14 protein-coding genes are annotated in these 12,436 nt (G+C 61.7%); 4 read left to right on the top strand and 10 right to left on the bottom strand.

Annotated elements, in window-relative coordinates; all coding sequences use genetic code 11:
• On the top strand, nt 1–124 hold a 124-nt coding region (locus N826_RS36795), incomplete at its 5' end, for an inorganic diphosphatase (RefSeq protein ID WP_044437396.1).
• Between the two features lie 423 nt (nt 125–547).
• Here N826_RS36795 and N826_RS36790 read toward each other — a convergent pair.
• Together N826_RS36790 and lysM are read right to left on the bottom strand one after the other, a co-directional pair.
• Nucleotides 548–820 (bottom strand): GlsB/YeaQ/YmgE family stress response membrane protein, encoded by a 273-nt coding sequence (locus N826_RS36790; protein ID WP_044437395.1) that lies wholly within the window; start codon nt 818–820, stop codon nt 548–550.
• Nucleotides 821–1,012: 192 nt separating this feature from the next.
• Nucleotides 1,013–1,465 (bottom strand): peptidoglycan-binding protein LysM, encoded by a 453-nt coding sequence (lysM, locus tag N826_RS36785; RefSeq protein ID WP_044437394.1) that lies wholly within the window; start codon nt 1,463–1,465, stop codon nt 1,013–1,015.
• A 525-nt stretch (nt 1,466–1,990) separates the two neighbouring features.
• Here lysM and rarD point away from each other — a divergent pair.
• Nucleotides 1,991–2,929, top strand: a complete 939-nt coding sequence (rarD, locus tag N826_RS36780) for an EamA family transporter RarD (RefSeq protein ID WP_044437401.1) — start codon at nt 1,991–1,993, stop codon at nt 2,927–2,929.
• A 99-nt stretch (nt 2,930–3,028) separates the two neighbouring features.
• Here the strand turns inward: rarD and cobA are convergent, their stop codons facing one another.
• From cobA to N826_RS36750, 6 genes are read right to left on the bottom strand one after another with little or no spacing between them, the layout of a single operon-like run.
• Nucleotides 3,029–3,802: a uroporphyrinogen-III C-methyltransferase gene (cobA, locus tag N826_RS36775; protein ID WP_044437393.1), complete on the bottom strand. Its 774-nt coding sequence runs from the start codon at nt 3,800–3,802 to the stop codon at nt 3,029–3,031.
• 38 nt (nt 3,803–3,840) lie between these two features.
• Nucleotides 3,841–4,515, bottom strand: coding sequence for a DUF4142 domain-containing protein (locus N826_RS36770; RefSeq protein WP_044437391.1), 675 nt, complete (start codon nt 4,513–4,515; stop codon nt 3,841–3,843).
• 21 nt (nt 4,516–4,536) lie between these two features.
• A complete protein-coding gene (locus tag N826_RS36765) occupies nt 4,537–6,450 on the bottom strand; it encodes a nitric oxide reductase activation protein NorD (RefSeq protein WP_044437389.1) in 1,914 nt (637 codons plus the stop codon).
• Between the two features lie 11 nt (nt 6,451–6,461).
• Complete coding sequence (locus tag N826_RS36760) at nt 6,462–7,259, bottom strand: CbbQ/NirQ/NorQ/GpvN family protein (protein WP_244619683.1); 798 nt, start codon at nt 7,257–7,259, stop codon at nt 6,462–6,464.
• 23 nt (nt 7,260–7,282) lie between these two features.
• Nucleotides 7,283–8,632, bottom strand: coding sequence for a cbb3-type cytochrome c oxidase subunit I (locus N826_RS36755; protein WP_044437387.1), 1,350 nt, complete (start codon nt 8,630–8,632; stop codon nt 7,283–7,285).
• 59 nt (nt 8,633–8,691) lie between these two features.
• Nucleotides 8,692–9,144, bottom strand: coding sequence for a c-type cytochrome (locus N826_RS36750; protein ID WP_044437385.1), 453 nt, complete (start codon nt 9,142–9,144; stop codon nt 8,692–8,694).
• Nucleotides 9,145–9,540: 396 nt separating this feature from the next.
• Here N826_RS36750 and N826_RS36745 point away from each other — a divergent pair, with 396 nt between their 5' ends.
• Nucleotides 9,541–9,813 carry a hypothetical protein gene (locus N826_RS36745; protein ID WP_044437383.1) on the top strand — a complete coding sequence of 91 codons (273 nt, stop codon included), beginning with the start codon at nt 9,541–9,543 and terminating at the stop codon, nt 9,811–9,813.
• A 107-nt stretch (nt 9,814–9,920) separates the two neighbouring features.
• Nucleotides 9,921–11,114 (top strand): NnrS family protein, encoded by a 1,194-nt coding sequence (locus N826_RS36740; RefSeq protein ID WP_084721506.1) that lies wholly within the window; start codon nt 9,921–9,923, stop codon nt 11,112–11,114.
• Between the two features lie 118 nt (nt 11,115–11,232).
• On the opposite strand, the gene N826_RS36735 is transcribed toward N826_RS36740, so the two are convergent.
• Nucleotides 11,233–12,180 carry an FAD:protein FMN transferase gene (locus N826_RS36735; RefSeq protein WP_244619682.1) on the bottom strand — a complete coding sequence of 316 codons (948 nt, stop codon included), beginning with the start codon at nt 12,178–12,180 and terminating at the stop codon, nt 11,233–11,235.
• Nucleotides 12,170–12,436, bottom strand: a 267-nt coding sequence (locus tag N826_RS44570) for a ferredoxin reductase domain-containing protein (protein ID WP_044437379.1), incomplete at its 5' end; no start/stop codon positions are given. The genes N826_RS44570 and N826_RS36735, both read right to left, overlap by 11 nt.

Here is a 12,436-nt window from a genome sequence, read left to right as displayed (position 1 = left end):
CTTCCAGCACTACAAGGACCTGGAAAAGGGCAAGTGGGTCAAGATCAAGGGCTGGGGCGACGCCGAAGAGGCCGCCAGGATCATCAAGGCTTCGATCGACAAGTATGAGAGCGAGCCCAGGTAAGGCGAGCCGGCGGCGGGATCGGATCGCTTCTCCCTGCAGCCCCAGTCGGCGGTTGGACCGGCCAATCCCTCCAGAACCGATGCGTGAGGTGAAGATCGGCCGAAAAAATGCAGGGCCTTAAGTGCGGCTGCCAACCAACATGCAGGCGTAAAAAGCTTAACGAAAAGACTTGTTGCCTACCGGTAACAAGAGAACGATACCCTTGCGGTATCGATCGATGAAAGTTGCCGCCTTTGCAGTGACGACCTGTTCCACCCACCTTTATCCGTCCAGGCTACCAGTCTCTCACGGTTTGTAGCGCTCGCCTCGGCAAGGCCACGTCCAGCAGGCGCTCGGCGAAGACGAACCACGCGTACTCGACGGCCGGTCATAGAAAGGCCGACCCGAGGATCGGCAGCTTTCCTGTATATTTTCGGTCAGGGATCAGACCCGTGGGCCAGTAGCCCGCCGGCTTGTGACCATGTGATAGATCGCCAGCACGATGACGGCTCCGATGATCGCGATGATGATGCTCATGATGTCGAGGCTTTCGACGCCGCGTCCGAAGATCGCTGCCGAGATGAAGCCGCCGACGACGGCTCCGACGATGCCGAGAATGATGGTAACGATGATGCCGCCGGGGTCACGGCCCGGCATGATGTATTTGGCGATGGCTCCGGCGATCAGCCCCAGCACAATCCAGGCAATAATACCCATGGTGGTTCCTCCTGTTGATTTTCCCCGCAGCTAACAATGGGTATCGGGCTTCGTTCAAAGCTCCTGCAGGGTGACGCGAAGATGTACCGCGAGGCAAAGCCACGGAGGCGGTACACGGCTGAAGTCATGACTGCGGCGGTTGCCCGCTGGATGAACCTGGCAAGGCGCTCAGCAGTGCCGCTTCCAGCACCCCTAGTTCGGAATCCGCAGGGCCTGACCGGGATAGATCAGGTCCGGGTTCTTGAGCATCGGCCGGTTGGCCTCGAAGATCCTCATGTAGGCGTTGGCGTCGCCATAGAATTCGCGGGCGATCTTTGACAGGGTGTCACCGCTTCGGACCGTGTAGAAGCGCGATTCCCCCTGGGCCTGCCGGCTTTCCGGGTTCTCGGCCGCCGCGGCGGAGGAGATCAGGATCGAGTCATCGACGTTTCTGACGCCCTTGACGTTGCCCATGGCCAGAACGACCTTCTCCTTCTCCTCCTGGCTGCCCGCCTCGCCGCGGATCGTGATCGTGTCGTCCTGGACGCCCACATCGTAGGCGTCGCCGTTGTAGCCGAGTTCGGTGATTTCCTTCTTCAGGGCGTCGGAAGTGACCTCGACATCCTTGCCTTCGTTGCGGGTAAAGAAGTCCCATAGTTTGCCCATCGTGCCCTCCTTGGGATTGTTACTGGATGTGCAACATCCGGGAGTCGGTTTCGGCCTGGCTTCCTATAGGGGGTACTCGATGTAATCGGCTGCTCCAGAAGCCCTGTCCTAATGGGTAAGCAAGGGAATACCGTGGGATATGCACAGACCTCACAGCCGCCGGCGTGTTGATTGAATACGAGAACCAATGCTGCTGCTGCCGATAATCTGCCTGCTTTCGCCACCAGGCCTATCGGGCTTTCCACGCATTCTTTCCAGCATGGGTTTGTCGCGACCTTCGGCTGAATATCGTGTTCAAGCGGACTGCGCGATAATCCATCGAACACCGTCCGGGATGAAGGCTTCACAGCGATCCGGCAGTGCGGGTATCATGAATTTGTTCCGCCGCGCAGTTGTCGCGCGCGAGCCCGGCTCCGAGTTCAACTGGATATTCGAAGCCAAACTCAGCTCGAGAACATCTGCGGCTGCCTGATCCTCTGATCGGAAGACGCTGTCGTTTATCCAGCAATGTGTCAGGACGCCGCAATGCCCATACCAGCCACATCATCCTCAGGTTCATCCCCTATTGCACGAAAGCCGATTGATCCAACCGTTTCTGGCGTGTTCTACGCTTTGGGTGCGTTCCTGATGTGGGGTGTCCTGCCCCTGCTGTTCCGCGCCCTGCAACCAGCCACGCCGCCCGAAATCCTGTCCCACCGGGTCGTCTGGTCGTTGCTGATGATGATCGCCATAGTTCTCGTGATGCGCAGTCCGCGTGCGGTTACGCGCGCCCTGTCGAGCAGGCGCCAGCTGGGCATCTACATCGTAACAACGGCTTTGATTACAACCAACTGGCTGATCTTCATCTGGGCCGTGAACAGCGGCCATATCGTGCAGACCAGCCTGGGCTACTACATCAACCCGGTGGTCAACGTGATTCTGGGAGTGGTGTTCCTGCGAGAACGGTTGAACCGCAACCAGTGGATCTCAATTTCTCTCGCGATTTTGGGCGTGACCAGCCTGGTGGTCAATCTTGGCACCCTGCCGTGGGTGTCACTGACCCTGGCTGTCACGTTCGGTTTCTACGCGCTGATCCGCAAGAAAGAAGGCATCGATCCCCTGATCGGCCTGCTGATCGAAACGGCTCTGCTCACACCGTTCGCGCTCAGTTATCTGCTGTGGATCGGTGTAGCGGGCACAGGTCTATTCACCCTGGCGGCACCCGGCATGGCAGCCCTCCTGCTCGTCGCTGGTGTCGTTACGGCAATACCTCTGATCTTCTTCAACTTCGCTGCCCAGCGGCTGAAGCTGTCCACGATCGGGCTGATGCAGTATCTGTCACCCACCATGCAGCTCGGCATCGGCGTGCTGGTGTTTGAAGAGGCCTTCACCGGCGTCCACGCACTCGCCTTCGGGCTGATCTGGACGGCTCTGGCGATCTACAGCGCGGACGCTTATCTGGTTCATCGCACAGCACGCACTTGAAGAACGAGAATTCCCGTTTTCATTTCCACCCGTCTGCTCCCCGGTTCAATCCCAGCCTGAGCGCATGATCATCTTCGAGGAATCCAGAATGAGTTTCACTCAAGCCAAGGCTGCTTCTTTTTCCATGAGTTTCGCTGCGGGCGCGAGGTTGACCACCTGACCTATGACGAACAAGGCTCGCCCGGTCCGGTTCAGCATGGCCGCGAGATCGCCGATTGTCGCCAGCGAGGCGATCAAGTGGGTCTGGTGGGGCAGAGTACCGTCGCAGATCACCGCCACGGGAGTCGATCCCGGCAATCCGGCCTCGGTCAGCCGGTCCGCGATTTCCGCTATGTTCGCCAATCCCATATAGACGGCCAGAGTGGTTTTGGGATCCGCCAGCCCCAGCCAGTCATGCTCCAACTCACCATTCTGGCAGTGGCCGGTGATGAACCGGACACCGGTGGCAAGGCCCCTGTGGGTCAGCGGGATCCCGAGCGCACTGGCGCAGGCCGAGGCGGCCGTGATGCCCGGCACGATCTCGCAGGCAATCCCGTGCCGGGCCAGGTAATCGGCTTCCTCGCCGCCGCGGCCGAAAATAAAAGGATCACCGCCCTTAAGGCGCACGACACGCCGGCCGGATCGCGCCAGGTCCACCAGCATCTCATTGATCTTATCCTGAGGAAACGGGTGGTGCCCCGGCATCTTGCCAACATCGATCAGCGTCGCATGATTCGGTATACCGTCAAGGACGGCTCGGGAAACCAGGCAATCATGGACGATGACTTCAGCGTCCCGGATCAATTTCCACGCCTTGACTGTGAGCAGGTCTGGATCTCCTGGACCGGCGCCGACCAGATGAATGCACGGCGATGCTGCTGTTCCAACTGCCATTCCTCATCTCCACCGCACGAGATATCCTTGAATGATCCTCACCGCGCTTTGGTCGGGTCGCCATACTGGATTGCCTGACCTGCGGGAGCGGCCTCGATCCCGAACCGCCCGGCCAGGGCCCGCAGCGCGTCGCGATCCTTCTGGATGGTGACCAGGCTGGTGATCGCGAAGGTGGCGAGGTGGCGGTCCGGCGTGTGTGAGGCCTCGGTCTGGTACAGGTCAACCAGGCGGTCGTGGAGGCGCAGCTGGGCCTCGACATAGCCCCTGCCAAATTCTTCACCGCTCTTGCCGGACAGAGCCTGGACGGCTTCCTGAGCCATGCCCTCGCGCGCATTCTCCGGGTTGCTGACAGCGCCCGCGGCGCCGAACGCATCGGTGCGTTCGGGCCGCAGCTGATCGGCTGGCGGCAGAGTGCGGGTATCGGTCAGGCCTTTCAGGTCGCCAGTTAGCTTGACGTGGGTCTCCGCGATCCGTCGGGCAAGCGAACGAAATTCATCGTCCGGGGCTTTCTCGGTCGCGAGGCGCCCCAGTTCGGCCTGACCCTGGCTGGCCAGCGTCGCTTCCTTGAGGAACAGGGCGTCCTCATGAGGAAGTGCCTGGCCCGGCTGCGTCGGAACCCGCGGGTCGGGATCGGGCCTGATATTGGCCTGCGACCAGGCAGGTGCTGTGAGCGCGGTCAGACCCAGCAGAGCTAAAGCGACGATCTTGTGCATGATAAACTCCTTCGGGCTCTCTCATCCCGTCAGCTGGCGGTAGATTGCGGGCAGCGCTGCGGGAAGACGGGCGACGTGCGGGAAGATGGCGTAGGATCCTGGTCCGAAGATGTAGGGCAAGTAGTCCCGGCCCTGGGCATCCACGGTGACGCCGAACAGCCGGAGACCGGCCCTCCGTGACTCCTGGACTGCGACGCGGGTGTCCTCGATGGCGTAGCGGCCCTCGTAGTGGTCGATGTCGTTGGGCTTGCCGTCGGTCAGGACCAGCAGCAGCCGGTGTTTTTGCGGCCGCTTCTCCAGCAGCGCCGTGGCGTGGCGGATAGCGGTTCCCATGCGGGTGTAGCTGCCGGGTTTCAGCGCCTGGATGCGGCGGACGACGCGTGGGCCGAAGCGCTCCTCGAAGTCCTTGACCATCCTGATATCGACGCGCTGCCGCCGGTGGGACGTGAAGGTCAGGATCGCGTGCTCGTCACCGCAGGCGGAGAGCCCGTGCGTCAGCGCCAGCAGAGCCTCCTTCTCGACATCGAGAACCCGGCGCTCCTCGACGTAAGAGTCTGTGGACAGGGAGACGTCCACCAGGACACAGACCGAGAGATCACGGGCAACGTTGCGCACGGCGGTGTAGACCCGCTCCGAGCCGATGCCGCCGGCGCGTCGGTCGGCGACCGAGCGGACCAGGGCAGAGAGATCGAGATCATCGCCGTCGGGCTGACCGGTCATAATCTGACGGCGAGGCCGCATCGCCTCGAATTGACGGCGCACCAGGCGGATACGGCGCAGCGCGTCCTCATCGGGACGCCAGTCATCGCCTTCCAGAGAGGCTGGCTCGGCGATCACCCGGCAGTGGTGGAGATGATGGCGGCGACGCTTCCAGTCCCACTCGGGATATGTCAGCTCAGCCCGTAGCGGCTCGACATCCGCCTCGCCGGCACTCAGCTCCAGGTCCAGCTTCAGCCGGGTAGCGACCTTGCGCTCGTGCTGACCGAGGGAGATCTCATCGAGGTCCTCCGCTGCCTTTTTTGCATCTTCCTCGTCGTCCTCCTCGGTCTTGCGGTTCAGGTTGACCATCTCCGCAAGGCCCAGGATTTTCTCGAAGCGGTTCAGCATCAACGGGTCGTCGCGCCGGGTCTGGTCGTTCTCCCGGCGAGATGCCTTGCGACGCTTGCCATCCCCCTCGGATCCGGCGCCGCCATCCTCGTCACCCTCGGCCGGCGCGGTCCCCGCCCGCGACTTGATTATCTCGCCCCACAACGGAACCGGCAGAAAGGGGTGATATCCCGCCTTCGCCCGGAACCGGTCGAGTGGGGTTGTTGTTTCTGCAACAGCCTTCAACATCTCGGGATCCGGACTGGCTTCACCACCGATCAACTTGATGACCATTGCTTCCACGGCCGCTTCCTGTCCGGAAAGCCTGCGATTGGGTCTGGCCTGAAGGAGTGCCTGGCAGAGCCGCTCGTACAGCGCGTTCAGCCCAGGCCACTCGGAGATCGCGCGTTGCGTCGTTTGAACGGCCGCACGCAGTCGCGCAAGGTCGGCTTGCAGCGGATCAGACGAAAAAACTTGTGCGGCCTCAGCATGGGCGAAGTAGGCAGCGAGCCACTCGAACAGTGCCGCGTTATTCGCGCGCTCGGGAAAGATGTCGATGTGGTCCGGGAGCTGGAGCGTGGAGCCGTCGTAGCGGGCGCGCTCCACCTTCTCTGTTCCAAGGCCGAGCTTCTGGATGAGACCAAGACGATGCCCTGAGGTCTCGGCAGCGCCCCCAGCGAGACGGACGGCACCGGGGCCGCCAAGCGCCCGAAACAGCACGCCCAACTGGGTGCGCATTTCGTCAAGGCGAACAGCGGCTTGCGGGTGGCGCGGATATGACGAGGTACTGCCCACCAGCCGGTGCCATATGCCGCCAACGAACTCCTCCGGTTCCCAGAACGACGCCATGTAGCACCCCCTCATCCCAGCGTGAGTTCGACAACCCTCAGCAGGGCTTTCTTGACTTCCACGTCGTCGGTCAGCGGCTCGATCATGGCGGCGAGGATGGCTTCCTCAGACTTCATGCCGGAGTGGATCAATGTCGCGCAGTAAACGAGCAGGCGGGTCGAGACGCCTTCCTCGAGATCCTGACCCTTGAGATCCCGCAGTGCATTGCCGAGGCGAACCAGGGGCGCCACCCGCTCCCGCGGCAGTCCGCTTTCCTGGGTGACGATCGCAGTTTCGATATCAGGAAGCGGGAAGCCGAACTCGATGGCGACGAACCGCTGGCGCGTCGATGGCTTCAGTGATTTCAGGATGTTCTGATAACCAGGATTGTAGGAGACGACCAGCATGAACTCTGGTGGGGCATCAAGGAGTTCGCCGGTGCGTTCCAGCGGCAGCAGGCGCCGATCGTCGGTCAGCGGGTGGAGCACGACGGTGACGTCCTTGCGTGCCTCGACGACCTCGTCGAGGTAGCAGATGGCGCCCTCGCGGACGGCTCGGGTCAGCGGCCCATCGACCCAGACTGTGTCGCCGCCCTTGAGCAGATAGCGGCCGGTCAGGTCGGCGGCGGTCAGGTCGTCGTGGCAGGAGACGGTGTGGATCGAACGACCGAGCCGGGCGGCCATATGGCTCACGAAGCGGGTCTTGCCGCACCCGGTCGGTCCCTTGAGCAGCAAAGGCAGCCGGTTGCGGTAGGCATGCTCGAACAGCGCCACCTCGTTGCCGGTCGGCGTGTAGAAGGGAACGGCGGCGGAAGCCGCCGTTCTTTCCATTGGGTTGTCCATGACTCCGGCCATTACTCGGCCGGCATAACAGAGGGGCGGGTTCGTCCCAACGCCTGCTCACGAACGGGACCGAACATGGCGTAGACGAACATCAACACCGAGATCACCACGAAGATGCCGGAACCGAGGCGCATCCAGTAGAACAGCGCCAACTGCTCCTGAACCTCCATGTAGGTCAGCCCCATGACGCGCTGGAGATGGATCTGCACCACCCCGGCAAAGGTCAGCGTGAAGGTCATGAACGCCATCGCCGAGGTCATGATCCAGAACGTCCACATGTTGAGCACCTGGTTGTAGGGTGCATAACCCCGCAGGTGCGGCATGGCGTAGCTGATGATCGACAGGTTCAGCATGACGTAGGCGCCGAAAAAGGCGAGATGGCCATGGGCGGCGGTCACCTGGGTCCCGTGGGAGTAGTAGTTAACGAAGGAAAACGTGTGCATGAAGCCCCAGACACCGGCGCCGAAGAAGGCCATCACCGGGGTGCCGAGTGTCCACAGGAAGGCGGCCGTGTTCGGGTGGTCGCGCCGACCTTTCCAGGCCATGGTGAAGGCGAATACCACCATGGCGAAGAAGGGAGCCACTTCCATGGCCGAGAAGATCGAGCCGACCCACTGCCAGTAACCCGGAGCGCCGATCCAGTAGTAGTGGTGACCGGTGCCGAGCAGGCCTGAGAACAGCGCCATTCCAACGATGGCGTAGAGCCACTTCTCCACCACCTCGCGATCGACGCCGGTCAGCTTGATGACCAGGAAGGCCAGAACCGAGGCCATGATGAGTTCCCAGACGCCCTCGACCCAGAGGTGGACGACATACCACCAGTACAGCTTGTCAACCGCAAGGTTCGACGGATTGTAGAAAGCGAACAGGAAAAACAGGGCGAGGCCCCACAGTCCCAGCAGCAGAACATTGGCAACCGCCGTCTTGCGGCCCTTCAGCACGGTGAGCGAAACGTTGTAAAGGAAGATCAAGGCGGCGATGACGATGCCGATCTTGACCCAAAGTGGTTGTTCGAGGAACTCGCGGCCCTCGTGGATACCGAGCGTGTAGCCGATCACGGCGCCCAGCGCGCCGATCATCAGGATTGCCAGCTGAACATAGGCCAGCATCGGGCTCTCGATGTCGCGCTCAGCTTCCTCCGGAATCAGGTAGTAGGCCGATCCGAAGAATCCCAGAAGAAGCCAGACGATCAGCGCGTTGGTGTGGATCATGCGCAGGATGTTGAAAGGCAGGATTTCTGCCAGGAAGTTTGGCACGGCGTAGACGGTTGCCGCCAGCGCCCCGACCAGCACCTGGACGACGAACAGCGCCATGGCGCAGACGAAGTACCAGTAGGCGATCCCTTGGGTCTCGTATTTCATTCGTTGGCTCCCCTCCGGCCAGCGTCGTTTTTTCCTGCAGGTTTGTGTTTCTTCGTCCCTCAACCCGCGTCGTTCGGCGGCCAGCCCTGTGTCTTGATGCGGCTGGTCCACTCCAGGAAGTCGGAAAGATCGTTCAGTTCCTGGTCGGTGAGGTTGAACTGCGGCATCTGGCGCCGTCCCTGGATGCCGCTGGGCTGGGACTGCATCCACGCAACAAGAGCCGCCCGTGCGCCCTCAGGATCCTCCCGGCCGCCGTAGCGGACCCAGACATTGCCGAGCTCGGGCGCGAAGTAGGCGCCTTCACCGAGAATCGAGTGACAGTTGATGCAGGAGTTCTTCTCCCAGACGTGCTTTCCACGCACGACCCCCTCGGTCAGCGTCGATTCATCGGTGCTGACCGTCCGCATGTAGTAGTGGCTGTGGATCGTCAGTGCCACGAAGGTGACGAAGAAGAATGCGGAGCCGCCGTAGAAGATGTTGCGGGCGGCTGATTTTGTGAACCGTTCGGCCATCACCTAACCTCAGTTGAACGCCATCGGGCACATAATTTTAAAATCTCAAACTACAGCTTTCCTGCAGACGGTCACTACCGAAAAAGAGGTAGCACTGGTTGTTTTCAGAATGTTGGCTTGATAATTATCAGCGAATACACGAAATTTTGATAAAAACTCAACTGATCATGATAATCCATTAATCTTCTTCTGCACACTGCATAAATTCAAATATTTGCTCTGGAGCAAAGTTTTGGGGAAAATATCTTGCCGTAAGGCACTCGACCCTGGCCGGGATGGAGGCTTGGGCCATTCTTGAGGTCGAGGTGCTTGGGATCTGCCGGTTCCTCTTGTCTGGCGTTATTCCACTGGTTTATGGTGTTCGTCACAACGAGATCGATAACTCCGGGATGAAGAATGATTAACTTCACCTACGATCCAGGATGCGACACTTTCACCGGTGTGACTGAGATCGGAACCTACATCGCCTCTCCGACGGGTCGCCGGGAAGTTCGACAGACTGACCATCCCGAAAAGAACACTGTCGTTTATGTCATGGCCTTTCAACCGGCCGGGGCCAGGCAATCGGGCCGACGTATTCTCGGCGAGGGCCGTGAGGCGGCGGTCACGGTACAGGCTCTTGAGCACTACATCAAAAACAGCCTGCTGGAGCCTTGTTCGGCAGATTGAGCAGGCTTGGCCGCACCTCGGCCTGGCTTGATCGCGATCAAGCCCTACGTTCTTTGCCTGATGGATGATAGGGCCTCGAACCCGTCACTGTTTCCGAGGTCCCGCCCGTGACCCATCCGACCACTACCACGCCCTCTCAGCGCCAGCCCTCAATTCTATTCGCCCTGGGTTTCCGGCCGTTCTACCTGCTCGCAGCTGGCCTCGCCGCCGCCTGGATCCCGCTGTGGGTCATGGCCTGGCACGGACACTTCACCATCCCCAGCGGCTTTAGTCCGGTCGGCTGGCATACCCACGAGATGCTGTTCGGCTTTACCTCGGCTGTCCTGGTGGGCTTCCTGTTGACCGCAATCCCCAACTGGACGGGTCGGCCGACGGCCACCGGCTTGCCGTTGGCCGGACTGGCGGCCCTTTGGCTGGCCGGTCGCGCAGTCATGCTGTCAGGTGCCGTCTTGCCCTGGCAGGTGGTTGCCGCGGTGGATGTCGCCTTCCTGCCGCTTGCCGCCGCATCCATGCTGCCGCCTCTGGTGGCGACCCGGAACCGGCGCAACATCGCTTTCCCGTTCGTGCTGATTGCCCTGGCACTGGCGAACCTCGCCCTGCACCTGGACGCGGCCGGCATTGCCCTGCTCGGGGCGGAAGCCACCCGCACGGTATTGGGGGCTATGATGGTGCTCCTGGTGGTTATGGGTGGGCGGGTAATTCCGTTTTTCACCAAAAACCGATTGCCTGCGGCCGGTGTCGGCGGCAGCAAAAGGCTGGATACCCTCGCTACGACTACAGTCGTCCTGGCTGCCGTGCTTTCCGTCGCATCGCCACTGACACCGGCGAGCGGTCTCGCCGCACTCGCCGCAGCGGTGTTGCTGGTAGTACGCTCGATACCGTGGAGACCCTTGGCAGCGCGCAGCGTCCCGATGCTCTGGGTGCTGCACGCCGGCCACGCCTGGATCGCGGCGGCGCTTTTCCTGCACGCGGCGTTGGATTTCGGACTCGACCTGCCGGCCAGCGCTCCCGACCATGCTTTTACCATCGGCGGCATCGGTGTCCTAACCCTGGGCATGATGGCCCGCACCGCCCGCGGCCATACTGGACGCCCAATCGAGGCGACCCGCATGATGATCGCCGCTTTCACCATCATCAACCTTGCGGCGATCGTCCGGGTTTTCGGTCCGATCGCCGTGCCGGAGTTCCAGGTTCCCGCAATCGGATTGTCCGGCTTGCTATGGGCATCAGCTTTCGTCCTCTACCTGGTTGAGTATGTTCCTATCCTGCTGGGTCCCCGTGTGGATGGGCGGGCGGGATGAGCAAAAGTTCAGGTGATTTTGGAACTTTCCTGCTTCACTGCGGAGAAATCCAATAATCTTGTACTGCCATGCGCGTAGTGAGATTTTGATCCCGTCAGACGGGCGCTGCCGCATCCAGCTATATCCCGGAGCAGAAGACTGCTCCGATCCGGTGCTGCACAAGGCCACTCCTGGTGCGCAGGATGTAAAGTGCATTCAATCCCTTGGCATCAGCAAAGGCGGCGCCATCGGCCTCGCCCATAACCATCAGCGCCGTGGCCCAGGCATCGGCCTCCATGCAGGTGTCGGCCAGCACCGTGACCGATGCCACGCGGTTGTTCAAGGGTCCGCCGGTGCGAGCGTCCATCGTGTGGGACAGGCGCATCTGCCCGGCATCGACCCAGTGACGATAGTCGCCCGAGGTCGCGACCGCCGCATCCTGAAGCGTCAGCACGGAAATCGGGGCGCGCATCTCGTAATCGGGCTTTTCGATTGCGACGGTCCAAAGCCTGCCATCGGCCCGGACACCTTTCGCGCGCAGCTCGCCGTCAAGGCCGACAAGGGCCGATGCGATCCCGAACCTCTCGATCACCGCCATCATCCGATCCACGCCATAGCCTTTGGCGATACCCGACAGGTCCAGTTGCAGGTTTCCGTGCTTGCGGGCGCGGTACCCTTCGGCGTCCAGTTCCAGCAGGTCATGGGCGGGAAGGCGGACTTGGCCCAGATGGGCACGGATCGCCCCGGCGTCCGCCGCCTGGGGGCCGAAGCCCCAGGCGTTGGTCAGGTCGCCCAGTCCGATGTCGAAGGCCCCATTCGAGGCACGGCCGATCTCCAGCCCCTTGCCCAGCACCCGCATCAGTGCTGGCGGCAGATCGACCCACAGGCCTGGGTGTGCCGCGTTCATCCGCATCAGGTCGCTGTCGGTCTTCCAGGTGGACATTTGGTAGTCGATCTCGTCCACCGCCCTCGCGAGGGCGGCGCGCAGCCCATCGGGATCGATCGAGGCCGGGGCATGGACCAGCGCCGACCAGCGTGTTCCCATCGTCGGCCCGTTCAGGGCGTAGCGGGTCGTCTCAATAGACATCTTCGGCATACCTTCCTTGCGCTTTCAGCGTCGTCGGGGTCAGGCTCAGCGGGGCCAGAACGTCTTCCAGCGCCGACCTGACGCCATCGGCCATGTTGCGCCCGCCGCAGACCATGATCTGTGCGCCCTGTGCGATCATCGCCCGCAGCGCCTCGGCGTCCCGCCGGATATAGTCCTGCACATAATCGCGGCCCGCGACTCGGGAAAAGGCGGTGGTCACGCGGGACAGGCGCTTGTCGCCCAGCCACTCGGCGAT

The organism is Skermanella aerolata KACC 11604 (assembly GCF_000936425.1).
GTDB lineage: Bacteria > Pseudomonadota > Alphaproteobacteria > Azospirillales > Azospirillaceae > Skermanella > Skermanella aerolata.
This window is presented reverse-complemented; position numbering and strand designations above follow the sequence as displayed.

Excerpts from the sequence above, each read along its gene's own strand:
- N826_RS36765 (WP_044437389.1), bottom strand. The coding sequence starts at position 6,450 with ATGGCGTCGTTCTGGGAACCGGAGGAGTTCGTTGGCGGCATATGGCAC.
- N826_RS36755 (WP_044437387.1), bottom strand. The coding sequence starts at position 8,632 with ATGAAATACGAGACCCAAGGGATCGCCTACTGGTACTTCGTCTGCGCC.
- N826_RS36745 (WP_044437383.1), top strand. The coding sequence starts at position 9,541 with ATGATTAACTTCACCTACGATCCAGGATGCGACACTTTCACCGGTGTG.
- cobA (WP_044437393.1), bottom strand. The coding sequence starts at position 3,802 with ATGGCAGTTGGAACAGCAGCATCGCCGTGCATTCATCTGGTCGGCGCC.
- N826_RS36750 (WP_044437385.1), bottom strand. The coding sequence starts at position 9,144 with ATGGCCGAACGGTTCACAAAATCAGCCGCCCGCAACATCTTCTACGGC.
- N826_RS36790 (WP_044437395.1), bottom strand. The coding sequence starts at position 820 with ATGGGTATTATTGCCTGGATTGTGCTGGGGCTGATCGCCGGAGCCATC.
- N826_RS36760 (WP_244619683.1), bottom strand. The coding sequence starts at position 7,259 with ATGGAAAGAACGGCGGCTTCCGCCGCCGTTCCCTTCTACACGCCGACC.
- N826_RS36735 (WP_244619682.1), bottom strand. The coding sequence starts at position 12,180 with ATGTCTATTGAGACGACCCGCTACGCCCTGAACGGGCCGACGATGGGA.
- rarD (WP_044437401.1), top strand. The coding sequence starts at position 1,991 with ATGCCCATACCAGCCACATCATCCTCAGGTTCATCCCCTATTGCACGA.
- N826_RS36770 (WP_044437391.1), bottom strand. The coding sequence starts at position 4,515 with ATGCACAAGATCGTCGCTTTAGCTCTGCTGGGTCTGACCGCGCTCACA.
- lysM (WP_044437394.1), bottom strand. The coding sequence starts at position 1,465 with ATGGGCAAACTATGGGACTTCTTTACCCGCAACGAAGGCAAGGATGTC.